Below are 26,046 nucleotides of genomic sequence, written 5' to 3'. Positions count from 1 at the left end.
TTGACAGCAAGTAAATCATCCCGTAATATTCGATAGAATCGTGGCTTGGAAAGTGTAGCCCTGGGAAATTTGACCATGTATATGGATATCTGACAGGAGGTCACAATGTGTTTGCGCATTTCGCTAGTCTTTGTCTTGATAGTATTATGGTTCTTTGTAACCTCATCAACATTCGCGCAGAGAAGAGAGCATAATATTTATGACGGCGACAATTCCCCGACGTATACCAGACTTTATGAAAGCCTTGCAGATTTGGGTTCGAGTTTTGGTGATGTTGCCGAGATTCCCGATTCCGGATTTGTCTTGAAGAAATGTGCGGCTGAGTTTGTCCTTGAACAGGGTCGGCTGTACCTTCTGCCGTCGATTGGCGGCAGAATCTGCCGGGCGATTTTTTTCGGCAGAGGCCGCTTCGCTTTCCAGCCGCCCATATTACCTGAGCGACAGCAGTTGAAGAGATTCTATGGTGTCGACAGTCTGAATCGGGAGTTTACAAATCTGTACCTGATTTTCGGAGACAGCGTAAATAATGAATTTAAGCAGAGACTTTCCTTTGTTACGTCTCAGATACCTTCAGAGGCAAAAGAAATCGTCAGGAAATCACGCGATTATATGGGGCAAAAGAAAGGCAAAGAAATCGACCCGGATATAATCAAGACGCTTCTGGATCAGCGATACAACAAACTCTTCTATGCTCATATTTTTACAGTCGATGAAAGGCCGCTGTTCTACAAGATCGATCCGTATGCCGAAGAGCAGGTCAGTCTGATGCGCAGGTGGCCGGAAATGTCCCGGGATGCCCGGGAAGTTGTCTGCCAGTTTTCGGACGATTCGGATCCCGGCATCCTCCCATCTGATTATCCGGCGGGCTGTCGTATAGACAGATATAATATAGATTGCACATTCAATAATCGTTTCGGCTTTTCGGCGCGCGCAACGGTTATGCTGAGATCGACCCTGCCGCTGCAGAGATGGTTTTATTTTTCTCTTTATCCCAAAATGGAAGTCGATTCAGTAATCTGGGGCGGGAGTCTCAAAATGGAATACTTTAAAGGAGATGAGAATCCTTATCTTTGGGTACAATGCCCGGCCGCTATCAGTGAAGGCCAGGTCGATTCCGTTACCATTTATTATCATGGAGAAATCATCGAGCGTCAAATGAACTGGCTGATATTCAGAACATCAACAGCCTGGTATCCCGATGTCGAGGACAGGAACCGGGCCGTTTTTGACTTGACCTTTCATACTCCGTCCGATTGTGATTTTGTGAGTGTCGGTGACCTTGTGGCCGACACTGTTATGAGCGGCGTAAGAATAAGCCGCTGGCTGACGCCGATTCCGATTCGTAATGCTTCTTTTAATATAGGGTATTTCAAGGAGTATAAGATTCAAGATCCGAGAATTCCTCCGGTAACTGTACTGATGTCGAAAATGGGACATCGTGAAATTGAAGAGGCTCTTTTGGCTGAAGGCACTCTCTCCGGCAAGAGTATGGAAAAGCAGGTGGGCGGCGATGTCGCCAACAGCATTTCATTCTTCCAGCATATTTACGGCAACTGTCCGGTTGATAAATTCTACGCCACGGAAGTCACTGATTTGGGCGGCGAGGCGTTCCGAGGCTTAATCCATCTTTCGTTGATGACCTTTCAGATATCCGGGCGGGAAGGTTACGATCAAATGCTGCGGGCGCACGAGGTAGCCCATCAATGGTGGGGTTATGGCGTTGATTACAAGACATATCACGACAAATGGCTCAGCGAAGGTTTTGCGGAGTATTCGGGTCTGTGGTATCTTCAGATCGCCCTGAAGGACAACAAGAAATTTTTTGACCGCTTGAATGATCACCGGCGTGACATACTGGAGAGATATAAGACAAAGGTCAATGATGACAGGTTCGTCGGGCCGATAAGCCTCGGCTATCGTGCGTCAAGCGCCGACCATCCCGAGGGTTTTGACCTGATGTCCTACGAAAAAGGGGCGTGGGTCCTGCATATGTTGCGCAACCTGCTGATTGATTTTCAGACTATGAATGAAGATCGTTTTTTGAACATGATGCGGGATTTCTATTTGAATTACAGCGGCAAGGAAGCCTCGACAGAGGATTTTCGACAGATAGTCGAAAGGCATGTCGGCGATGATATGGGATGGTTTTTTGACCAGTGGGTTTACGGCATTGATATTCCGACCTACAAGTTTTCGTACAAAACAGAGTCGGAAGGCGATGATAAATACCTGGTCACATGCCGGATCAAGCAACTCGACGTTCCGGACAATTTTAAGATGTATGTGCCGGTGCTGCTTGATTTTGGTAAGCAGGGGACGGCTCGGATAAGGATTCTTGTCGATAAACCCGAGATGGAAATAACGCTGCCCCCGCTCCCGTACAAACCTGATAAGGTCAAATTCAACGATCTGGAGTCGGTGCTCTGCAAAATTGACACCGAAAAATGGAAGAATTGAAGGAGAATATCTTCCCCTTTGAGCAGAGTAAGTTACTTGCGCTGCGTTCGTGCCATTTCTTCTTGTGGATTTGAAAAAGAGAATTGATCAGTTACGAATGCAGTTTACGATAAATAATATACAAAGACGTGCGCTCAAATGTCAAAACTCGGGCCAATCCGTGATTCTTTTGAGCTTTGTAAGATTATCAGGACCGCAGGGGCGTGACCCTTAATTTTCTTCGCTTGCGAGTCAATACCAAAATAGTTATGGCTTGCTATATATTCACCAGCATCGAAATTTTGGCGAAGAGGATACGGGTATCCGGCTTGAAGTCGGCGCCGAAGTAATTCGAGTTGTAGGCCAGGTAGAAAGTCGAGCCGGGAAGGAATGTATATCCAAATAAGAAATTCCCCATATAATACTTGTCCATGCCGTTTCCCTGCACAAATGCCTTAAAGAAAATATTCTTGTTAAAATGGTACCCCACCCGCAGCAGGCCGTTCCACTGGTTATAAGTTCTTCGCCCATAATGCGCCTCATACTGACTCATATATATAACCGAGGGGACAAGCTCCAGTTTCTTGCCGGCATTCCAGATTAAGGCCAGGTTGACGTACCGCTGCCACACTACCTTAACAGACCAGTAATCGAAAGTCTGCCCTTCCTCATAATATCCGGATACTCCAAAATAGCCGCTGGGGTTGGCGCTGAATTGGAGATTTACGGTATAGATGTCGAAATATCTGTTCTCCCAGAGTTGTCTGTTTAAAGTAGAACCGATTCTGAAATTGATATTCTTGTCCATTTGCACTATGACCTGCGGAGCGATATTGCGGGTAAGCAAACGGCCATCATAATCATGTTGCAGGTAGGACTTGACAATGGTGGAGACAGTTTGAAAATGGTGCTTGTTGATATACAGGTCATAATAGATATCCAGGGAATTGGTGCGATAAGAGAAGGGGGTAAAATTCAAATCTACGACCACCGGAAATACAAAGCCGGCATCGGCAAAGAAATTTCTTTCATAGAAAGAATGTTTTAGTTCGAAAGAGAAATTACTCCGGGTGAAGAAGAGCGACGTGGTTCCTTTCCAATCCATCTTTTCGTAATTTTTCGTATCGCTCTTGACTATCTGGCCGCTGAAAGAGAAGGAACCTTTGATTATCTGCCAGTCGGCGGCAAGGTTGCCGTTATGGCGGTTTCTGCCCTTGACATAGGTAATCATTCCCCCCAGATGCGATTGTTTCATGAACTGCCGTTCCAGTCGGGCGATAACGAAGTCATCCTTGCAGTCGGTGTATTTGTTGTTATTGCTGGCGTAGAATGCGCCAAATCCGTAATTTCCGATTTTACCGGTCAGCCGCAGACCGGCCTCGGGATCAGTCACGCGTCGGCTGTAGAACAGATTGAAGGGAGTCTGAAAAATATCCATTTTTTCCAGGAAGAAGGGCCGTTTCTCCTGAAGGTACAATTCATAGGGGGAGAGATTTATGTAATCGATATCGGCCTCAACCTGACTGAAATCGGGATTGAGGGTGGCGTCGAGAATGACATTGGAACCGATACCGTACTTGACATCAACGCCGGCATCGGCCTTATTAGAGTCGGTCGTTTGATAGTATTTCTCATAGCGATCGGTGGCATACGGAACAACCTCGAATATCCCGCCAATATTTATAGAATTGATTCCTCGTAATTCGGCGGTGCGCTCCAGGTCATTGTTATCGATTTTCCGGAATGGGACATAAGTATCGACTTCCGATTTTCTCTGAATCAGGCGGACGATATTCACGCGCCAGACCTGTTCGTTTTTACGGGAGAAACGAAGCGTTTTGAAGGGGATGGCGATTTCGGCCTGCCAGCCGAAATCGGTCCGGCGGCCAACCGAGCTCCAGATGCCATCCCAGCTGCCATCGCTACCGTAGATCATCTTGATACCGTCGGATTGCACTCCCAGCGGGTTGACCGCGAAAACATAGGCCGAGCGCTGATCATTGTAAGTGTCGAGGCTAAACTGCACGATATCTTCACCCCCGGTATCTTCTCGCCTTTTCATGTTGGCAATGACCTTATCTGGTTCGGAGTCGAAGCATTTGACGGCAAAATAGAAATTCCGCGCGTCATAGCCGAAATAGCAATAGGTGCTCTCAGAGGCAGGAAATTCCTGATTGGGTTGCACCTGAGTGAAATGGTTATATGGTTTGCAGGTCGACCAGCAAGAATCTCCCAGTTCGCCATCGATGGTCGGGGGCGAGTCGAATCGGATTATATTAACCGCGAAAGAATCAAGAGGCTGATTAATGAAGGCTGCAAAGCTGGAATCCGTCTCTGAAGCCGACAGACTCGAAGCGATCAGTAGCAACGATACTAAAATCAAAGAAGAACATCCATTTCTGCTCATGAAACCTCCCTGGTTACGAACCAACTTTCTGTCCGGCCTCCGTGAACTGCTCGTCGTAAAGCCGTCGATATAGATTATTATTGGAATATAAGGTTGTATGCACGCCGATATCGACCACCCGGCCGGAATCGATAAGGACAATGTTGTCGGCATTGATAATAGTGGAAAGGCGGTGGGATATTACTATGGCGGAACGATTAATAAAGAGCTTTTCCATCGCCTGCTTGACATATCTTTCCGACTGACTGTCGAGAGAAGAGGTGGCCTCATCAAGCACCAGGATCTTGGGGTCTTTGAGGAAGACTCGAGCCAGGGCAATCCTCTGCCGTTCGCCTCCGGAAATCAACGCCCCTCGTTCGCCGATTCGGGTTTGATACTGCTCAGGGAGATTCATGATGAAGTCGTGAGCGAAAGCGGCCTTGGAGGCTTCAATGACCTCGTCATCGGTGGCACGCAGGTTTCCCAGTTTGATGTTTTCCATGATACTGTAGCCGAAAAGAAACGTCTCCTGGGTGACCAGGCCGATACTGCGGCGCAGATAGGATAAGTCATACTCCCGAAAATCGCGGCCATCAACGGTAATCCTGCCCGACTGATTTTCGTAGAAACGGAAGAGGAGATTGACAATAGAGCTTTTCCCCATGCCGCTGCGACCCACAATGGCCGTTATTTTTCCCGCCGGCACCAGGAAACTCACATTGCTCAATACGTCTCCGGCGCCAGGGCTGTAGGCGAAAGATACATTCTGGAACTCGACTTCGCCCTGAGTGATAATAGCCTTTCGGTCAACCAGATTGCTTTGCCGGATCTCGATTTCAGGCTTAAGGTCAATAAATTCGAAGGCCCGTTCCGCGCAGGCAAGAGAATTTTGAACGGTAATATTCAAATTGGAGATACTATTGAGCGGATTGAAAAGGTAAACCAGGAAAGAATTAAAGGCGATAAGTCCGCCGAGGGTGAGCTTTCCATGGATGATTTCAATTATTCCCAGCCACAGGAGCAAAATCGGCCCCAGAGAACCTATGAATCCCGAGGTCAGGGCGGCAACCGTGCCGGACATGCTGGATTTAAATTCCTTTTGAATGGCGTTCTTGAGCACTTTCAGCATGCCTATGGTATCATGACGGTCGGCGACAAAAGCTTTGATGACGGCTATGCCGGAAATATGCTCCTGAAGATACTTAAATACATTGGCGTAGGCTTCACGATTCTCGGCCACCAAGCGACGCAGTCGCTTATTGAAGGAAAACAGAGCCAGGAGGTACAGCGGCAGAAGCAAGGTGGCCACAACCGCCAATTTCACATTCAACCAGTAAACCATTACCAGCCCGACGATAAAGGTAAGAAGATTGCGCACTATGCTCAGAAAAGTATCGGCAAAAAGCCCCTGGACTCCCTCAATGTCGCCGCTGACTCGGGAGATTAGATATCCCGTCTGTTTCTTGTGACAGTAATCCAGGGACAATTTAAGCAGGTGTTCATAGAGATATCGCTTCAAGTCATAAACAACCCGCAACCTGAAAGCCGTCAAAAGGTAAATTTCCATCAGGGAGGCCAGCGTGCGGACTATCAAGATAAGTAAAAGTCCCAGGCATATGATGCCCAGCAGAGAGACTTTATCAGGCGAGATGAGCTTGTCGATTATATACATTGTCAAAAGAGGCAAAGGTAACTGCATTATTATGACCACGAGCATAGCCGCTGTGGCCAAAATAGCTCGCCGCTTGTACCTCACCATAAAAGGCCAAAGACGCTTTAAGGATTTGATGACAGAATGGTCAATTTTAGCCATATACCCACCTTGATTCCAGCCGACACAGCGACCGGTTGTCAATATTCGAATGCATAATTATAATCACAAGTATTTCCAATGTCAACAGTTTTTTAGAACGTCCGTTTTAAAAATAAATTTCGAGTTATAGCAGGGTGTTCATTCGACAATCCCCGGCTCGAAAAATGGCCAGCCAAATTCTCTCAACGAGTCGGTGAAGGCATCTCAACCGGAATGGCGTCAACTTCGCAAATCAAACGGCAGTGTTCCGGTCTATCCATTAATTGGCACTTCAACCCGCGATTGTGTTATACAAAAAACCGACATTATATTAAGCGATGCCGCAATGCCGTTTGTGCCCTCAAATACGGTTGCTGGTTACAGTTGCTGAATTAGAGAATCCAAATGCCTCACTTTCTTTTCTAACAGATTGATTAGTTTGATTCCCAAAGCCGGTTTCCATTCGGCAATGGAATAAGGCTGCCAACTCGATTACCTACATATCAATTGCCTAATAGACTCACAATTTCCAACGGCTCCGGGAAAGCACTTTGATCAGATAATGAGTTTGTTCACAGGTAAATCAACAATGTTCTGGTTTAGGTCTGCGGACAACCGCAACCTGCAACCATATTACAGCCGCAACCTGCTACCTTATTGGTAACGCAACCAAAATCAATGATGCTTCCGAAAATCGCTGAATCCATCGGCTGAATCAAAAAATCCATCCATCTCACCTCCTTTATTCTATCGCTTGATCAATATGTCTCCCGGAGCCGGTTTTATTTGGCCTTAAATAACGCTCGCCGCTAACTTCAATCGATTGATGACTAAACCATATTCCCAATCACTCCTTAATCTGCACCGGGCATGTACAACCTGCTATCGGATTGCAGGCACACACGGACACCTGATTGGGCATGCAATTAAAGACAGCGAAAATCATCAACGCTGATTCAACAGGCTGGATGAGGAAATCCATATTTATCACCTCCTTGTCGACAAATTGATCGCCCGGCCTCCCGAAGCCGGTTTTCATCTAAAATCAGAGTATTACCCGTTGATTCAATTATCGATCAACTTCAGAATAAACCTGTAATTTTCGTCGGCTCCGAAAAGGCATCTCGATCAGGTTTAATACCTATTCTCTAGTCCAAGCAATTACAGCAATGGCTATGCTTCCATTATCTGCTGCGGACAGCCACAACCCTGAACCATATTGCAGCCACAGCCCGCAACCTTGTTAGTAGTGCAACCGAAATCAATAATACCGCCAAGCATCTCAGGTCCCATGGGCTGAATCAAAAAATCCATATTTCTCACCTCCTTACACGACAGATTAATCGGTTTGCCTCTCGGAGCCGGTTCAGACTGTCAGCAAAAAAGGAAAGGATCAATCCGGATACATTCCGGTTAATCGCTATCATTGGTCTATTAGTTTCCCCACACGCCCCCACCCATTAAGCGACAATTTGCTTTTTCCCCATTGCCCAATTTATAGAGCCGCTTCAGCCGGCTCAGGTTGATTCAGTTGTCTCTTGCGACTCTCCTCGATAATTTTGTTTCTATAAAGGAGCTTAAGATTTTCGACGGCCATATTCTCGCTGTTAACTGTGCTGCAGACATTTCTTCCCTTGTTGCAGAGGGTGGTGAAACCGCATCCTCCCATACACAGGGGAAGAATTCGACATACCCGGCAATTATCTCTTTCCATTGTTTCGCGGAGCATCCATTTGGCCAGCAAGGGCATGTTCATAACGGCTTTGCCCTCCGGGGTAATATGACCGATGCGGTGCTCCTCATCGAAGGCCACGGTGCACTTGTGCAGGTTGCAGTCGGGGTCGACCACAAAATGATTCACATAGTCCGCTTCGCAGTATCCGGCCGATGGAGAGTAATTGCTCAGGAGAACGAGGAATTCCCGATCAAGCGCCTCTTTCTCCAGATGTATAAAACTCAGACTTCCCACATCTCTGGGTACCGCGGAGGTTTTGGTTGGGGTCGATTTGTCCCACCACTGCGGCGGCGGATAGACCTGACGGAAATAGATCCGCGACCTAAGTCGGAGCGAATCCGGTATAAATCCAAAGATTTCGGGAATCGAATCATAATTTTGAGTATCAAAATTGACTCTCAAGATGATATTGATATCGGGATAATTTTCGCAAATAAGGGTGAGATTGTCGATTATTCTTTGGAAACTTCCCCGTCCATTTCTCAATACCCGACGAGCGTTGTGGGATTCGGGCGGGCCATCCAGGGTCACCTGCAGCATTTTGATGGACAACTCCTCCAGGCGATCGGCGATTTTGGGAATTAGAAAGAAGCCATTGGTAGTCATTGATCCGGTGTACTGGATATCACGCTTCTTACACAGGGCGATGAAATCGGCGGTCAGATTTCGAATGACATCGAAAGCCAGCAGCGGTTCCCCTCCGAACCAGCCGACACCCAATCCCCGGCATCCGGGAAGCTTTTCCTCGACCCATCGGACAAGGGCTTGCTGCATCTCCGGACTCATTTTCCCCTTGCGGGGATTCTCGTAACAATAAGGGCATCGGAAATTGCACTCCAGGGTCGGCATGACGGTCAAATAAAACCGTTCACTGGAGTATTTCCCCATATTGTGGCGGAATCGCAAAAGGTCAAATTCATCGGTGTCACTATCAATTATAAACTTGGCTCTTTTGGCGTCCTCAAGCAGTTTGCGGTCGGATTCGTCGTTGACGACGAAGTCCTCGGGCGAGGAAAAAAGGGCTTTGGTTTTTTCGTAGTCCTCTTCATGGATTCTGACAAAGGCCCCGGTCACGGCATTGAAAGCCAGGTGCTTACCATCATCAAGATCAAACAGAAAGTTATAGAATGATGGTTTAAGTTTCTCCGGCATGGTCTTTTCCTCCTCATATCTATTTGCTATCCGGTGGCGTCCGGTCACCGGCGTGGCGCTTATCATCGGTAGTTATTTGAATAAGGCCGGAGCCGGTCAATAGGTCAATTTCCGGACCGCCCTTCCCGCGAATCACGGTGCAAACGTCGGTCAAATAAAGGTCGTTCTCGTTTAATCTACGTGTTTCCTTATTGGTGCATTCGAACGGACTAATCACCTTTCCCTGACCGGCGTTCTTCTTTATGGATAGTTGGAAATTCTCTCCGAAATCAGGCACCTCCAATTGCAGTTTCCCGGTGGTAGAAGCACCCTTTAATTCGTTGGCGGGCAAATGGAGAAGTTCAATGAACAGATCGCCGTCGGCCGAAACCATTTCAGCGGATTCCAGGGCGATTGAATGTCTAATGGTGAGGGGTGCCGTTGTCGTTGACAGCGTCAGGCTTTTGGCCTGGAGCGAATCAACGGCGATGTACCCCGAAGCAGCTTTGCAGTCGATTGTGTCTGCCTTCAAACCGATGCAATCAATTTCACCAAGAGCGCTATGGCAGACGATCGACGCAAATTTCGCATCCGATGGAACCAGCAATGTCCAAAAGGTCTTTCCGTTGGGTTTTTGGTCGCCCGTATTCTCCTTAATTACCAGCGCTCCATTTACCACCTCAATCTTAGTAATAAGCACCTCCGGTCGAGGCAGTTCGTTGCGAAGGCGGACCACAACCCCGTCCTGATCTCCTGTCAGGATTTCAAGGCTGCCGGTCAGAAGCTCAATATTAACAGAACTTACATTGCTGAACGAGTGAGATTCTTCTTTTGCCGAAGCCATGGCATTACCCGAGAATACCGAAATTATAAGAAAGAGCCCCACCAGTTTCCCAAATCCCAATCTCATGATACCTCCTTTGATTGTAGGCATTCTTATAGACATAATCCAATATCAAGATCATCATGGCATTGCTCCCGCCAAAAAAGGTTGCGATGGCCACTTTCGGCCAGACACAGCCACCCAGAACTACTCCGCTAGTCCGGAACCCAGAAATATTTTTTTAGCGACTTACCCTAAATACAATGATTCTATAATATACCAGATGCTGTTTGTCAAGGAAAAAATCAGCTTATGGATAAAAAATAATCAATTTTACAAATTAAATGCGACAGTGCGCTAAATGCCAAGCGCCTGACGGAATTTTTCGGTCAGGCGCCCTGACAAGCTTGGTAGCGGTACGGGGAATCGAACCCCGGTTTGATGGCTGAGAACCACCCGTCCTGGGCCACTAGACGATACCGCCGTCTCCCCCAAAGTCGGCCTAATATAATGGCTCATTTCCACATGTCAAGAGCAGCTTGTTTTATCCGGCCAAAGAATTTATATTACGCCCAAATCAAATACAGGAGGACCGATGGTGAAAATGAACCGCCGGGAACTGAAAGCCAAAGACCTTACCCCCGGTTTTAATCTGAGTAAGCTGAAAATCACATCCTCCCGGGACATTGACCCCTGTTGCGGTATTATCGGACAGGAAAGAGCCATCAAATCTATCAAACTCGGTCTGCGGATCGAAAGCCGCGGCTATAATATTTTTGTCACCGGTCTGACCGGAACGGGCCGTTCCACCACCATAAAAACAATTCTTGAGGACCTCGATACGAAAAAGCCGGAACTGCATGACATCTGCTATGTCAATAATTTCCAGAGCTCCGACAGTCCTATCGCCCTGATTTTCGACGCCGGTCAGGGACGTCATTTCAAGCGCGATATGGAGTATTTGACTACCACTCTGCGGAAATCAATACCCAAAATTTTCATGAGCGAGGATTACAAGTCCCGCCGCAGCCGGATCGCCTCCGATTTTTCAGGACGGCAGAAGAAATTCATCGAGGCGTTTGAAAAGAAAATGACCGCCGATGGATTTGTCATGGTGCAGATGCAGGTGGCCCTTGGAATCCGCAACGAACTTCAGCCGCTGGTCGATAATGAGCCGGTCCCCCTTGAACGCCTGGAGCAACTGGTCAGAGAGGGAAAATTCGCACAGGATAGACTCGATGATATCGAGCGAAAAGTGGAACGTCTCAAACGGGAAATGAGCGTCGTCGAGATTGAATCGAAAAAACTGGCCATAAAACTGGAGGAGGCGCTTGAAAAACTCGACTATTCCCTGATTTCACCGGCCGTGAGCGATAAAATCAATGTTCTCAAGAAAAAATATCCCGATCCGAAAGTCTCTGCTTATCTCGATGCGGTGCAGGAGACGCTCCTGGGCGATCTCGATCGTTTCCGTGAGGCCGGCCCGCGTCGGGGCGAGGAGGAAGCTCCACCATTCCGCAAGAAAGAACCGTTTGAAGAGTTCGCCGTCAACCTGATTCTCGACAATGCCGAGACCAAAAAGGCCCCGGTTGTTGTCGAACACACGCCATCTTATCGCAATCTTTTCGGCACGACCGAGCGCGTGGTTGACCGGCACGGGTACTGGCGCACTGATTTTTCGCGCATCCGCGGCGGCTCGCTTCTGCAGGCCTCGGGCGGATATCTCATCGTCCATGCCCTGGACCTCTTCACCGAGCCGGGAGTCTGGCTGCCTCTAAAGAGAATGCTGATGAGCGGTTTTCTGGAGATAGCCGGATACGACCCGTTCTACATGATGGCCGGCTCAGGACTCAAGCCGGAACCGATCCCGATCAAGATCAAAGTCGTTCTTATCGGAGAGCGGCGAATCTACAATATCCTGCTTGAAGCGGAAGAGGATTTTAAGAAGATTTTCAAGGTTAAGGCCGAGTTCGACCATGAGATGGAGATGAACGACCAGTCTCTAAAGGAATATGTCGCCTTTGTACGCAAGATCACCGACGACGAAAAGCTCCCCCCGTTCGATATCGGCGGTTTGGAAGAGGTTGTCTCTTACGGCAGCCGCCTGGCCGGACGCAAGAATCGTCTCTCCACCCGTTTCACCAATGTTTCCGATCTGGTGCGGGAGGCGGCTTTTTGCGCCATCGACAAAAAACATAAGGCGGTCACCCGAGAGGATGTCCGTGAGGCGCGGCGCCAACGGGTCGAGAGAGTCAATCTGGTTGAGGATAAAATTCAGGAGATGTATGAGAACGAGGTCCTCTTGATCAATGTCACCGGCAAAGCGGTGGGACAAATCAACGGCCTTTCGGTTTATGACACCGGGGAGTACAGTTTCGGGCGCCCGACACGACTGACAGTGCGGACTTCAGTCGGACGGCAGGGGGTGATAAATATCGAACGCGAATCGGATCTTTCCGGTCCGATTCATAATAAGGGTGTACTGGTGTTGAGCGGCTACCTGCGCGGAAAATTCGCCCGCAACAAGCCGCTGGTTATGTCGGCATCAATCTGTTTTGAGCAGTCGTACTCCGGGGTGGATGGCGATTCCGCCTCCTCAACCGAAATTTACGCCATCTTTTCGGCATTAGGAAATCTCCCTATTGACCAGGGAATCGCGGTCACCGGTTCGGTCAACCAGTACGGCGAGATACAGCCGATCGGCGGAGTGAATGAGAAGATTGAGGGTTTCTTTACGGTCTGCAAGGCCAAGGGTCTGACCGGGCGGCAAGGGGTGATCATACCGATTCAGAATGTGGCCGAGCTGCAGTTGAAACAGGAGGTGGTCGATGCCGTTGAGGCGGGAAAATTCCACGTTTATCCGGTGGCGTCCATTGACGAGGGGATAGAGATACTGACCGGCATGCCGGCCGGAACCGAGCTTCCCAAAGGCGGTTTCACCAAAGGCACGATTTTTGACCTGGTGGATAAAGCACTGGATAAGCTGGCCAAGGAGTACAAGACCGCCGCTGAGGGTGAGAATGAGCAGGAGGGAAAGAAGAAGAAGAAGGTCGGGCCGGCAAGAAGAAAACCGCGCAAAAAACCTAAGCGGTAGAAGAGAAGTCAGGGTCGAGCTTCCCCGGAAGGTTTCGGCATCAGGTATAGATGTTAATAGGTATGGCAGGGTCGCACCTTATTCAGGGGCGCAATCGTTTCAGAATACCGGCCACCTGCGAGCTTTCGGCGGGAGTGGCGGCGAGCTTCTGCGCCCGAATCAGATATTTCTCTGCGCTGGACCCGTCACGCAGGGCGCCATAAGCCAACCCCAAATTAAAATTGGCGTTGAAATAATCGGGGCTCATTATTACCGCCCGGTTGAGTAGCCGCACTGCCTCCCGATAGTCCCCCTGCCGGAGGCCATAGACCCCGCAGTTGACTACCACGAAAACATCATTGCTGTCTAAGTTGTAGGCGCGTTCCAGGCAGGCAGACCCGCGCTCAGTATCGCCAAATTCCATAAAAAGCATGCCGGCATCCATTTGGCCGCGGGCGCTCCGGGAAAATCGAATGGCCATCAAATCTGCGGTCTTCTTCAAATCATCAGAGGCACCCATTCTCTTGTAATATTTGATAAGATATTGGTAAGTCAGTGCATTAAGACTATCGGTCTCCAGTGACAGATTGATATAGCGCAGCGCATTGTTCCAGTCGCCTGTCTTATAATATTCCTCCGATAATTTATTGAGGATGAGAGTGGAGTCGGCCTTGGTGAGTGGAGGCGCTTCCCATGCTTTTCGAGTAAACTCGAAGCGTTTCTGCTTTAGATCGGGATGATCTGAAGCGTAGGCGCTCAGGAGATTGTATTCCTTGAAAAGGGAGCCGATTTTCCCAACCTCGATTACTTCCGCAAAACGATCGGCAGATCTGATCGTAGAGTTATTTATGAGTGCAAATGAAATGGTGAGCGTCAATGAAAGAAATGCAATCGGAATGATCTGCCGGGGAAGATTGCCTTCTGAAATTGACAGATGAAAGGTCATCACGCCCATCAGCAGTGCAAAAAGCGGAAGAGAAAACAGATCCCAATCGCGCGGGCCGCCAAGTTGTGGGGTGAAGAAGAGAATAAAGAGGGATGACGGCAAAATGATCGAGAGCAAGAAAATGCTTCGCCGATTAACCGGCGGTCGTTTCAGAAAAGAGAGCATAATGAGCGGTACAAGAAGAAATATCGGCAGGGCAGAAAAAAGGGTCCAATTTAAAAGATTGAAGAAATGTCGTGATGTCAATATTGCCTGCGGGGAATCGGACGAGGGGAATAGGGCGAGGAAAAATCGTCCCAATGAGTCAATATTCAATGTCTTTACAGCTATCAATATCGCAACCGCCATGAGAGAGAATATTATTATCCATTTTGTTGTATCGCCTGCTTCCATGGTATTCTTTCGGCGTCGCATAAAATAAAGGCATGCCAGCGAAGGGCCAAATATGAAGAGAGCCAGTGAATGTACAAGAGAGGCCGTTAAGATCAAGGCCGCGAATATCTTTAATGCGGCGGAATTTTCAGCCGCTTTCAGGCCGACAAGAAAGACAAAAGGAGAAAGCGCCGCCAGGAGGGAATAGCTTTCAATATAGCCGAAGAACTGAGCGGTCATGCCGGAAGAGATGAGGACAATAAACGGCAGAAGAGCGCGAGTTGGTCTCATAAAAGACGAAAGGCGCCAGATACCAATCAGAAATATACCACCGCATAGGACGCTCACTGCCTGATATGTTTGCACTGCGCCCGCCCCCAATGGTTTGAAAATGAAGTTGTACAGGGCGGCATGCAATCCGAAATCAAGAAACTCGGTGGGGAGAAACCAACGGCCGAATTGGATTTGATTGGTTCGCAGGTGCCCATCACCCAGAAAAGTTGTCGTCGAACGGAAAGACCAGAATAGGAAAAGAGATGTCAGAATTGCGCCTGCCGCAAATAAGCCGCGAGCCAGTGAAGGTCTCGCAAGAGGATTTGAGATTTTATCCAATGCAAATATGATCCTTGATTGTATGTAAGGTATCATCAGGAGAAGTGCCGCGCCAATGATCAAATAGGTACAGAATTCCGGGTAATACTTAAGATGATTAATGCCCCACAAGTAACCCACTGGCAATAGATTAGCGGCCGCCACTAGCGCGATAACACAAGAAGTTATTAGTCCGGCTATGAGGCTACTGCGGCCGCGCATTGCTAATAAAATGATATCGGGTACTTTCATATTGTGACGCATTGGTTGCCCTAATATAGGGTATGCGAATACTTGTGTAAAGGAGATTCAGGCGGCCCCTACAAGAGATCGGCGCATAATAGACATCTTATAGACCAGTAGCTGCATCCGGCGATACATGGCATTCAGACGTGCTTTGCGCCCAATACCGCCGGATGCAATATCCATCTCACACAATGCGAGAGTTATCATTGATTGTCCAAGATATCCCACCACATGCTGGATTAATCACAGTCATTTCAATGGCTTACGCAACCGCAAACCGGCGCAGGCCCCCCCTTATACAGGTAATTTATTATGAAGGTCATATCCTGAATGTTAATTACGCAAGTATGATTGGGGTCGCCGCTGTCCTGGCATGGCGGGCATTGGCCGCCATAATAAAGGCAGTTTTGCAGAAAGGTTACGTCCTGAATATTCACATTGTTGTCATTGTTGGCATCGCCGCCAAGCCAACAACAATAGTCGCAGTTAACCATTACGGCTCCAATCAGAAGGCCGCATTGACTGCTGTCTTCATCACAAGGTGAATGGGCAGAAATGGAATAATCATCATTCGGCAAATCACAGAAAAGAGGATTACCAAAAATGCTATTACTATCGACATAAGTGCTGTCATAAGTTCCCGTAATGCTACCGTTGTGATTATTCCAAAAGTCGTTGCATTCAAAAGTGATCGTTGAATTAATATTGCTTCTTACAGCACCGTAATGGCCAGTATTAAATGCAATAATATTTCTTTTCAGCTGCAAATTAGAGCCGGTTGCGGCTAACACAGCATCGCCATATAACGCATGGTTCTTGGCAAATGTAGAGGCCCGCACTATAGTTGTATTAAGCGCCGTAATGGCAGCGCCATTTCCTGGACAAATATTGGAATAAAAGATGCTTTCTTCAACTACAGTAGTGTCACCGCCAGCATATATTGCGCCCCCCGATGAATAGGCATAGTTGGCATCAAAAGTGCAATACGATACAGTAAGTTTCGCGCCACTGCCATAATATATAGCGCCACCATGGCAGCCCAATTCAGCGTCTGTCGAATCATGTCGAAATGTGCATTGATAGATTTCTGGCTCCACATCCGCTATTTGCACAGTAATTGCTCCACCGAGAACAGCTTGGCAGTTTTCGAATATGCAGCTTCTAATTGACGGCGAAGCCTTGATTTTTAAGGCTCCGCCGTTTTTATCAGGATACCCACCCGAGTATCTATGACGCACGTCGCCATTTCTAATCGTAAAACCTATCAGTTTCGACGTCAGGGTTTCACCCTGGTCAAAGGTGAATGCGCGGTTACCCGCCGGACTGCAATCAATGATTGTAGACTGCGATCCCGCATAAGAGCGCACCACAATTGCCTTACCGTTGAAATTAACATTGATATTTCCTGTCCCGGTATAAGTACCGGACGCCACCATCACCGTGTCGCCGGCATTCGCCGAATCAATACCCGCCTGTATGGTAGTTGCCTGTGATGGCACATTGATCAGACGGCCATATGTGGCGTCTGCCCAAATAAAGATACTTATCATAAAAACTAACACCAATAGTTTTCGCGTGTACATATATTCTCCTATTGTAACTAATCAAGATCTCAATTTATGGAGGTATCTGCAGAGTGTTTGACTTGTCAGCACAAAGTAGAAACAAATGTACAGCCAGCAAATAACCCCCGTTGCCCGAATGGCCCAGACACGATTGTTGATATCATGCGCTACATGCTCAAGATAGACCTAAACTCGTCATACCATAGGGCATCACCACCTCATTAGACGCAACGGTCAGAATTGTCGTTGTGATCGATTTACTTACCTGCTATATATATAACGTGTCATATCTTCCGATGTCAAGCGATTTTAGGCAAAGAACTAAATATTTCTCTTTGATTCCAAAATGTTGGGTAAAGGCTTTTGAGGCCCTTGAGCGGTGGGGAATTGACGGAATGGGAAGGGGTTATGTTCTGTCCGAATTCATGAAAAGGCAAGGACAGATTGATATCCTTGCCTAGTGATATAGAGATTGTCTGCGCAGGCACCTAGAAATCAGCGCCGAGAGAGAAATAATATTTGGGGTGCGCCGCCACCGAATCGAAATCTGTCCGCCAGGCCAAATCATACCGCAATACAAGAAATCCCAAGTTGGCCCGCACCCCGAACCCAAATGCCGATTTTATATCCTGAAGATGCGGATTCCCTTCGGTCGACCCGCCCTTGAATGTCTGGTCGTTATCCCAGGCTGCCCCCATATCCAAAAATATTGCACCGGTGACATAACGAATAGCCATCGGCAACGGGAAATTCATCTTCAGATAATCTATGAAAGGATAGCGGAACTCAAAATTGGACAGGACGTACCGCGTTCCCGAAAACTCATAGTACTGAAAACCGCGCATGGGCGTGACCACATCGGAAAAATAGAGATTCTCCACATCGTACACTTTGGCATTGACCACCACATTGCCTATATAATTAGTGGTGCCGCCGAGGAAATATCGCTTGGGCGTTTTGCCCCATGAGGCGCCGGCGGAGAGACGGAAGGCCACCGAGTAGAGATTGCGGATATGCCAGTACTTCCGGTAATCGAAATCGACAGCGGAGTAAGACATCCGGTTTTTCTCAAACAGGTCGACGGCGCCGGTTAAATCAAGACGCGAGCGGCGCCCGTTGAGCGGGCCGGTGACTCCCCAGAGAATATTGTCCTGCACCAACGAGACCGCCCCGGTGGTGACTTTGGTGGACCGGTCGGGACGGGGATCGTTGCTGTCATGGTATTTTCTATCGATGAAAATCTGCGAGGCGGCCGCCTCAAATCGGAAATATTTAGAGAAAGGCCGTGATAGATAACCCTGAAAACCATAGAAGCGGTCGGAGAAAAGATAGTTGTCGGCATCAATGTAATAATTTTTGGTGTGAAAGATGCCTATTCCCAGGTTGGTCCGCATCCGGTTGTAGAAATAGTACAACTGGAAGTTGGATTGGTCGATGGTATTGACCAGATCGGTCAGAAGGAATATCTGGTGATCCCCCAGATAGTCCGAAAATACGAAAGCCGACTGCCCCTGCAGACCAAAAAATGTATCGTAGGAGAATCCGCCGCTGACATAATCGGGGGTGAATCTAACCCGGTAGTCACGCACTTTGTACTCACCGCTGGGAAGTTTGCTCGTGTTCGAGATGGAATCGAATATCGCTATTTCCGCAGGCTTGAGGTAATTTTTGGCATTGTTACTGTCGGAGACATCTTCGAAAATATGAGACAGCGGATCATCCTTCTTTCTTTTCTCATCGGAAACATAGACATAATCGCCATTTTCGATACGGGTACTGTCGCCCTTTATTTTCTGTGCCAGGCTGTCGATAGAAGCGGAATGGGCGGCTTTGTGCACCAATGATAAAGAATCGGTCATGGCAGTTGAAGAATCCTTTGCCGCCACAGGCGCTTCCCTGGATTCCTTTTTATATTTGCCCATCACATAATCGGTCGGCGCCAGGATTCCATTATCCCCGGCCGGCTGGATATCTTTCATAAGATAAATGTCGAACCCGGCTTTATTGAAAGACGAGAATGCAATCTGCCGTCCATCAGGCGACCAGGAGGGGGAACCGGCGCCGGTCAGGAGATCGGTAATGGCAATCGGGGCGGCCGTAGAATCGATATAGGTGAGGTACAGATTGTCAATACCGTTCCGATTGCTCACAAAGCAGATCTTCTTGCCGTCGGGCGAGACAACCGGTTCGCGGTTCTGTCCCGGGCCGCAATCTATGGGATTGATCGCACTTGACGCGACATCAATGGTAAACAGGCTATAATTTCCATAGCCGAATTTATTATAGATGGTCCGGTAATCCACCGAGTCGGTCGGTGTATACTGCAGATTCTTCAGAATAAAATCATTGTCGGGATGCGCGCGATCGGATGAAAATGCAATGGTCTTGGAGTCGGGGAACCAGTATGGATCGATATCATCATAATCATCCCGCACCAGATGATAAGTGCTGTCGGCGTCAATATCGTAAATCATGATGTCTCTCTGACGACCCTCAAGGGCGGAGAAGGCGATTCTCTTGCCGTCCGGCGACCAGACCGGGGAGAGGATACTGCCGAAATTGAAAAAGCGGCGAAGGTAAATTTCCTTTTTTCCGATATCGAGAAAATAAATGGCATCCTTTCCCTTGGATTTAGCTACAAAGGCCAGTTTCTCGCCATCGGGCGAGAATGTTATTCCGGAAAGGTATGAATGCAGCGATTCCATATCACCGGTACGCTCCCCTTTGACCAGCCGTTCGATGACATGTCCGTTAATGGCCGAGATCAGATATATTTCAATGTAGTCGGAACGGTCCGAAAATATCGCCAGGCGATCCCCTTTGGGAGAGAAAATTGGTTTCTCATTGAATTGCGAGCCATCTTTTTCATGATTGGTAAGAGCCTTGGCGATCTCTCCCGGTTCCTTTCTTCGGGCTATCTCCGGCCAGTACCGTTTTTTCATCTCTTTCGAAAAGCCCTTCCAGAGTTCCTCGGCGGTAAGTCCGATAGAGGCTTTGAGAGATTTGTTCATGGTGAGATAGACTTTACCCCGCGCTAGGATTTCGCCCAATTTCTGTTCGCCATAGTTTTCGGCAATATAGCCCACCAGCGCCTGCCCCTCTTTATAGGCCAGATAGCCGCCCAGGTAATCCGGTGGCTGAAGATAATTGTTAATTGTGGCATCACGGACAACCATATCGGCGAAATAGTCCCATCCGTAGCGCGAGCTGTACTCGGCATACCCCTCGGCGTACCAGGTCGGAAGTTCAAAAAGGCGCTGGCGCGACAGAAGCGAACTGAACACATTGCCGTAAATCATGTCATAAACCACGGCATGAGTCAATTCATGATGCAGAACATGGCGGAAATCCTCGGTGGAACCATCAAATGGTATGACAATTCTGTTCTTGAACGCCTCGGTGAAACCGCCGATACCTTCGTCAATCAAATCCGGGATAATATTTGTCTGTTGAAAGTCATTCGGTGAATTATAAATGAAGACCGGTACACGACGATGGATGCGGTAATTCAACTGATCGGAAACGGTGACATAGGCTGATTCCAGCACATCAGAGGCAAATTTGGCCGTCTCATATTTTTGACCGTAAAAGTAAATGTCAAAATCCCGCGTCTGTATATATTGCCAGCTGAAACCGTGGTACTGAACCTTATTCTTGCCAAAATAGGTTTCCTGTGCCGAAACCATAGCGGCCAAAAGCATCAGTACAACCAGTGTTATATGGATTTTCTTTATCATCGTTCACCTTATCCCGGATATATTATGAATCTTTGGTACTATCCGATTGCTCTCTTTATATCGGCTCCCAGCGAAGAAAGTTTCTCCTCGAGTTGGTAATATCCCCGATCAATATGATAAACTCGGAGCACCTCGCTCTGTCCCTGGGCGGCAAGGCAGGCCAGAACCAGACCGGCCCCGGCGCGGATATCCGAGGCCATTACCGCCGCACCCTGCAATTTCTCGACACCCCTCACAATCGCCTCATCGGATGTAACCGTAACATCGGCGCCCAGACGGCGAAGCTCCATGGTATGGCCGAAGCGATCCTCAAAAACCGTCTCCTTGATGCTGCTGGTGCCATCGGCAACAGTGGCCAGTGCCATGATACAGGCCTGAAGGTCGGTCGGGAAACCGGGGAATGGAAAAGTGACCACTTTAATCGGCTTGAGCCTTTTGGGTGCCGATATTTTGACATTACTCTTACCTTCCGTAATATTACATCCCATTTCATATAATTTACGAGAAACCATCGTCAGATGTGAGGGGTTAATCCCGGCAATTTCGACCGATCCGCCGGTGATGGCTGCGGCACACATGTAGGTGCCGGCCACCAGCCTGTCGCCGGAGACCTTATATTTGACCGGATTGAGGTTCTTTACCCCTTCGATAGTAATGGTTGAAGTTCCGGCGCCATGTATTTTTGCCCCGGCGGCGTTGAGAAATTCAGCCACATCGGCCACCTCGGGGTCGCAGGCGGCATTGACAATTCGGGTGGTTCCTTTGGCCAGCGTCGCGCCGAACATTATATTCTCCGTGCCGGTGTGGGATGGACGGTCGAAATGAATCGTGGCCCCTTTCAGCGGCTTGGCCTTAGCTATCACATAACCTGCTTCTTCCAGAATCTCCGCACCAAGATTGCGGAAGCCATTGATATGATAGTCGACCGGGCGGGCCCCCAGCGAACAGCCTCCCGGAAGCGAAACGCGCGCCTCGCCGAGTCGCCCCAGAAGCGGCCCCAAGACCAGAAATGACGCCCGCATCTGGCGCATAAGTTCGTATGGAGCGGTGTTTTCGTTAATATGGGAACTGTCGATTTTCATCCGCATCACTTTGGGGTCATAATTGACAATCGCCCCGAGATGCTCCAGGACTTTCTTAATGGTGAAAATGTCCCTAAGCGGGGGGATATTTTCCAGAGTGGTTTCCCCTTTGCCGATCAGAATTGTTCCGGCAATTATCGGCAAACCGGCATTTTTGGAGCCATCGGTTTTAACCGTTCCGGAGAGCTTTTTCCCGCCTGCTATTAAGAATCTATCCATTTCTAATCCTTTTAACTAAAACGGGTCAATTTCGTTCCTGTTCATAAGACAAACGCGCAGTCTTTCAGGACTACTTCAAGGTAAGAATAGGCATTTGCGCAAATCTCTGCAACAAGAAATATTGTATCAAAAATGTCTTATGTGCGGGGAGCATTGAGATCCGGATATCTTGATAAGCGGGTAATATCTGTATAAGTGTGTAAAAACGATAAGCGTTTTACTTCATTATTTCGCTTGACAGAAATGAGCAACGAGCATAAATTTAATGTGGGTTTAGTCAATCTTGATGTTTTGCAGCAGTTATTTCCTCGTCCTGGGGAAAACCTCACTTGCCAGCCAGACCTATCGCTATGGATAAGGAAATAGGGGGAGTGTCCTGGTAACTGTAACATATTGTAAGGAGGTAACATGTGCAAAGGAGTAATTGCCAAAGCGGCACTGATTTCCATTGCCTTGATTTCGCTTATGACTCTTGCCGTATCAATCTACGGAATGGGGGCTTCCAATAAGAATAAGGCGCTTAATGTGGTTCCGATCAATCAGGCTCCCCTTTCCAAAATGGCCGGCGCTGAGGTCCCGGTTGAAGTTATTTCCGGTAAAGCCCCCGCGGCGGCGAGCCTTGGTTTTGATCAGGCGCTGGGATACGCTCCTGGTAAGAGGATCGGTGTCACTACTTATGATAATCAGCATAATGGTCGTATGGGCCGCCAGGTTGACTGGCGCGGGTCCCAGGTGGTTCATTTTGTCTGGACGAAGCAAACCTCGACTTATTATCCTCCGGGTGGGTTGCGTCGGACCGGCTATCAGGCCTATGACGCCGGCATCGGGGATTTTACCCAGGTGGGTGTTTCCGATAGCGGCGGTTGCGATATTCATGCCATTCTAAATAATACTTCCGGTTATGTGACTTTGGATGTTGATACCGAAGGTAAAGTGGTCATTGCCAACCACCACACCGAGACCGGTTCGGCCGCCGATTATGCCACGACTATTTGGTATGACTATTCGCCGGGCGCCTGCTATTTTGCGCCTTACAAAAGTAAGGTTCCGGACAGCACGATGGACTACTTTGCCGATCCGCTGAACGAGAATCGTTATATCTGGCCCTCGATGGAATATCAGGCCTGGAATGGCGATACGGTGACGCATGTTTTTGCTCGGCAGAACAAAAATTCTTATGTACCAGCATATATCGTTTATTTCCGCAGACAAGGTAGTGATACCCTCGGTGCCTGGGATTATCCGCCGATGATGGTTGACACGGTCAACGACTTCGCCCAGACCGTCACTGCCTCCCGCGTCAGCGGCAAGGTGGCGCTCTGCTGGTTAATGTGCTATCCCGGCATAATCGGCGATGGCGAGTCGATTCAGCGCGGCGGCAACCAGAGAGTCAATGATGTCTTTTATATGATGTCGACCGATATGGGCGCCACTTGGGGTCCCAAGGTCAACGTCACCAAGTTTGACTCTTCCAAAGCCGGTTGGCTGGCTCATACCGATATGTCGGCTTTGATTGACACGCAGGACAAACTGCACATTATCTGGGATGCCCGCGAATACGGTCCCGAGGGGGGCGGTGTCTGGAGAGCCTTTTTCGGCAGCCGTCTGTTTCACTGGGACGAAGGCAACAACCTTGTTCGTACCATTAAGGATGCCAACTGGGATCTTGCGGATGATGGTTGCACCGGCGGCGCCTGGAACGAAATGAGTATCGTGAAGATGCAGATTTCGGAGTGCGACGGCAATTTTTACGCCCTCTTTGTGCAGTATAACGACATTGCCAACGGTATTACCAACGACTGCCATCAGTCAAACTGGACGGCCAATAATCCGTCCGGCTCGGCCAACGGCGAACTCTTTATTTCCGTTTCCGACAACGGCGGCTTGAACTGGGATATCGCCCGCAACCTGACCAATACGCGGACACCTCATTGCGACACTGCCGGATCTGGCAACCCGGTTATCTGCGGCTCCGAGATGTGGCCCTCGATGTCCCGTTTTGGTATGGATCGTTCGGGCGGCGACTGGACCGGTATTCCGATTGTTGACCCCTCCGGCAGTTATACCGGGAATATGTTCCTTGACGTCTTCTACGTTCAGGACAAATATCCCGGCGGTTGCATACAGGATCAGGGAGTTAACCCCTCGGGCGACTTTACCGGTATTCCGGGCGTCTGGACTTATAACCAAGTGAAATGGTTCCGCCTGTCATGCGCCGCGCCGGTTCCGAACCCGCTGCTGGTTTGTACCCCCAATAAGATTGCTGATCCGGCCTGGACGAAGTCGAGTGTGCAACTTGACACGATCATCAGGATGGAAAACATTGGTAATGCTGTTCTGCATATCAACAACGTCGTCATTAACAGAATCACACATGCCGGCCAGGATTGGCTCGGTATCACCGGTGTTCCGGGGACGATTTCGCATCTGGTTCCGAACTTTGTCAATGCGACAGTCAATCTGAACAAGGGTGGTGCGATAACAGCCGGTCCGACAGTCTGCGAAGGTAATATTCAATTCTTCACCGACGCTCCGAACTCTCCGTATACTCTGCCTATTCGTCTGATTGTTGCCGACACGGTTCAGTTCCCCGAGTGGGCCAGTATCAGAACCTCCTGCAAGCGGATTGTGCTTAACAATGCCGGTAACCTCGGTAATGGCGGCGAGGGTCTGAACAATGTTTATGGCTTCAGCATGAACTTCTTCAATGACTGCGACACGACCGACAACCGAAATGGTGCTGATGACAATGCCCTTGTATACCTCTATGATGCCAGCCCGTTCATTCTGCGCGCTAAGGGCGCTCTTCTCGGCGACACCATTCTGAACTCCTACATCTTTGATGCCAACTGGTTGCACAACAATGGTTTCCGTCCACAGAAGAGTCTCGTGGTCGATTCCACGACCCATTCGGACTATCAGTATGCCTATACCAACCAGTTTCTTACCAGCGACTCCATGATTGGTGTTGAATGCGAGTACTGGACGCCTTTGCATCCGGATACCTGCAGCTTCATCATCCAGAAGGTCAGGATCGTCAATAAGACCGCCGCGGCTATCAACAACCTGATGATCGGCGAGCTTATGGACTGGGACATTCCCTCCGACTCGGGTGTCGAAAACGGTTCGGATTATGACGCCAGTCGTCAGCTGATGTGGTGCTATGGCGGCGAATATGGCCCGGATAGTTTGCCTAACAATGACTGTGTGCTGGCCAACAATCGCGCCGGCGGTTTCGCCTATATCAACGGTTATAAGGTGCCTACGACCAACCCGTCTGATAGGTTTGCCAACATCACCGGTATGTTCACCGGTTTGAATCCCGACTGGGTGCATCCGACCGGCAACTTCGTGCCGCCGAAGCTGTATAACAAGCTGAATACTTTCAGCGGTTATCAGCTCTGGCAGTCGACTGTGCCGAGCATGGAAGATTCACTATACCAGGATCTGAACATGGTGGCTTACTACGGCAAGAAGAACCTGGGCGTGAATGATACATTGATCTGGATAAAGATTCTCGCCACCGAGAATAACAATGGGTCAATTGGTCTGAAAGCCACCATCGACAAAGCCAAGCAGTGGTGGAAGAATCGGTTCAACAATGCTCCAATCGTGTTTGATCCGGGTGTGAAGACCGGCGTTCCGAACGTGAAGATGATTTTTATCGTCACCGGTTTTGACCTTGACGGTGATGCCATTAGCATGGATGCAAGCGGTCTTGATGCCCTGCCTCCGGGTGTGGCGGTCTTTGCCGATAATGGTAATGGCACCGGTACCTTTAACTGGACGCCTACGGTGCAGGGAAATTACACAATTACCGTGACGGCCGATGATGGCAAGGCGACCGGTTCGCGGGTGATTCAGGTTAATATCAGTAGCACCTGCTGTGTCTTGGCCGGCAATGTCAACCAT

The 26,046-nt window shown here is 48.8% G+C and carries 13 protein-coding genes and 1 tRNA gene; 3 read left to right on the top strand and 11 right to left on the bottom strand.

The genetic code is table 11. The annotated features are described in order from the left end of the window. Positions 1–105: 105 nt before the first annotated feature. On the top strand, positions 106–2,457 hold the full coding sequence (locus NT002_11160; protein MCX6829821.1) for a M1 family aminopeptidase: 2,352 nt from the start codon (positions 106–108) through the stop codon (positions 2,455–2,457). Positions 2,458–2,713: 256 nt separating this feature from the next. Here the strand turns inward: NT002_11160 and NT002_11155 are convergent, their stop codons facing one another. From NT002_11155 to NT002_11125, 7 genes are all read right to left on the bottom strand, one after another. Beyond that, a complete protein-coding gene (locus tag NT002_11155) occupies positions 2,714–4,843 on the bottom strand; it encodes a DUF5916 domain-containing protein (protein ID MCX6829820.1) in 2,130 nt (709 codons plus the stop codon). Between the two features lie 13 nt (positions 4,844–4,856). Then, the gene (locus NT002_11150) at positions 4,857–6,554 is read right to left on the bottom strand and encodes an ABC transporter ATP-binding protein (GenBank protein MCX6829819.1); all 1,698 of its coding nucleotides are present in this window, start codon (positions 6,552–6,554) and stop codon (positions 4,857–4,859) included. Positions 6,555–7,213: 659 nt separating this feature from the next. Next, a complete protein-coding gene (locus NT002_11145; GenBank protein ID MCX6829818.1) occupies positions 7,214–7,342 on the bottom strand; it encodes a hypothetical protein in 129 nt (42 codons plus the stop codon). A gap of 445 nt (positions 7,343–7,787) precedes the next feature. Further along, positions 7,788–7,928 carry a hypothetical protein gene (locus NT002_11140; GenBank protein MCX6829817.1) on the bottom strand — a complete coding sequence of 47 codons (141 nt, stop codon included), beginning with the start codon at positions 7,926–7,928 and terminating at the stop codon, positions 7,788–7,790. Positions 7,929–8,109: 181 nt separating this feature from the next. Further along, entirely contained in the window at positions 8,110–9,501 is a 1,392-nt protein-coding gene (locus tag NT002_11135) for a radical SAM protein (GenBank protein ID MCX6829816.1), read from the bottom strand. A gap of 19 nt (positions 9,502–9,520) precedes the next feature. Continuing rightward, on the bottom strand, positions 9,521–10,390 hold the full coding sequence (locus NT002_11130; GenBank protein MCX6829815.1) for a DUF4097 family beta strand repeat-containing protein: 870 nt from the start codon (positions 10,388–10,390) through the stop codon (positions 9,521–9,523). Positions 10,391–10,711: 321 nt separating this feature from the next. Continuing rightward, positions 10,712–10,787, bottom strand: a tRNA-Glu gene (locus tag NT002_11125). Positions 10,788–10,898: 111 nt separating this feature from the next. Between NT002_11125 and NT002_11120 the strand changes: the two genes are divergently transcribed. Then, entirely contained in the window at positions 10,899–13,397 is a 2,499-nt protein-coding gene (locus tag NT002_11120) for an AAA family ATPase (protein MCX6829814.1), read from the top strand. 82 nt (positions 13,398–13,479) lie between these two features. Here the strand turns inward: NT002_11120 and NT002_11115 are convergent, their stop codons facing one another. The 4 genes from NT002_11115 to murA form a co-directional block, all read right to left on the bottom strand. Next, positions 13,480–15,306, bottom strand: coding sequence for a hypothetical protein (locus NT002_11115; GenBank protein MCX6829813.1), 1,827 nt, complete (start codon positions 15,304–15,306; stop codon positions 13,480–13,482). Between the two features lie 479 nt (positions 15,307–15,785). Then, the gene (locus tag NT002_11110) at positions 15,786–17,114 is read right to left on the bottom strand and encodes a hypothetical protein (GenBank protein MCX6829812.1); all 1,329 of its coding nucleotides are present in this window, start codon (positions 17,112–17,114) and stop codon (positions 15,786–15,788) included. Positions 17,115–17,584: 470 nt separating this feature from the next. Beyond that, positions 17,585–20,833 carry a hypothetical protein gene (locus NT002_11105; protein ID MCX6829811.1) on the bottom strand — a complete coding sequence of 1,083 codons (3,249 nt, stop codon included), beginning with the start codon at positions 20,831–20,833 and terminating at the stop codon, positions 17,585–17,587. Positions 20,834–20,871: 38 nt separating this feature from the next. After that, on the bottom strand, positions 20,872–22,134 hold the full coding sequence (gene murA, locus NT002_11100) for a UDP-N-acetylglucosamine 1-carboxyvinyltransferase (protein MCX6829810.1): 1,263 nt from the start codon (positions 22,132–22,134) through the stop codon (positions 20,872–20,874). 408 nt (positions 22,135–22,542) lie between these two features. Here murA and NT002_11095 point away from each other — a divergent pair. Further along, the coding region (locus NT002_11095) for a hypothetical protein (protein ID MCX6829809.1) at positions 22,543–26,046 on the top strand (3,504 nt) is incomplete at its 3' end.

This window comes from Candidatus Zixiibacteriota bacterium (assembly GCA_026397505.1).
Lineage (GTDB): Bacteria > Zixibacteria > MSB-5A5 > GN15 > PGXB01 > JAPLUR01.
The sequence above is the reverse complement of the archived record's forward strand: the minus strand, read 5'-3'. Positions and strand labels throughout refer to the sequence as shown.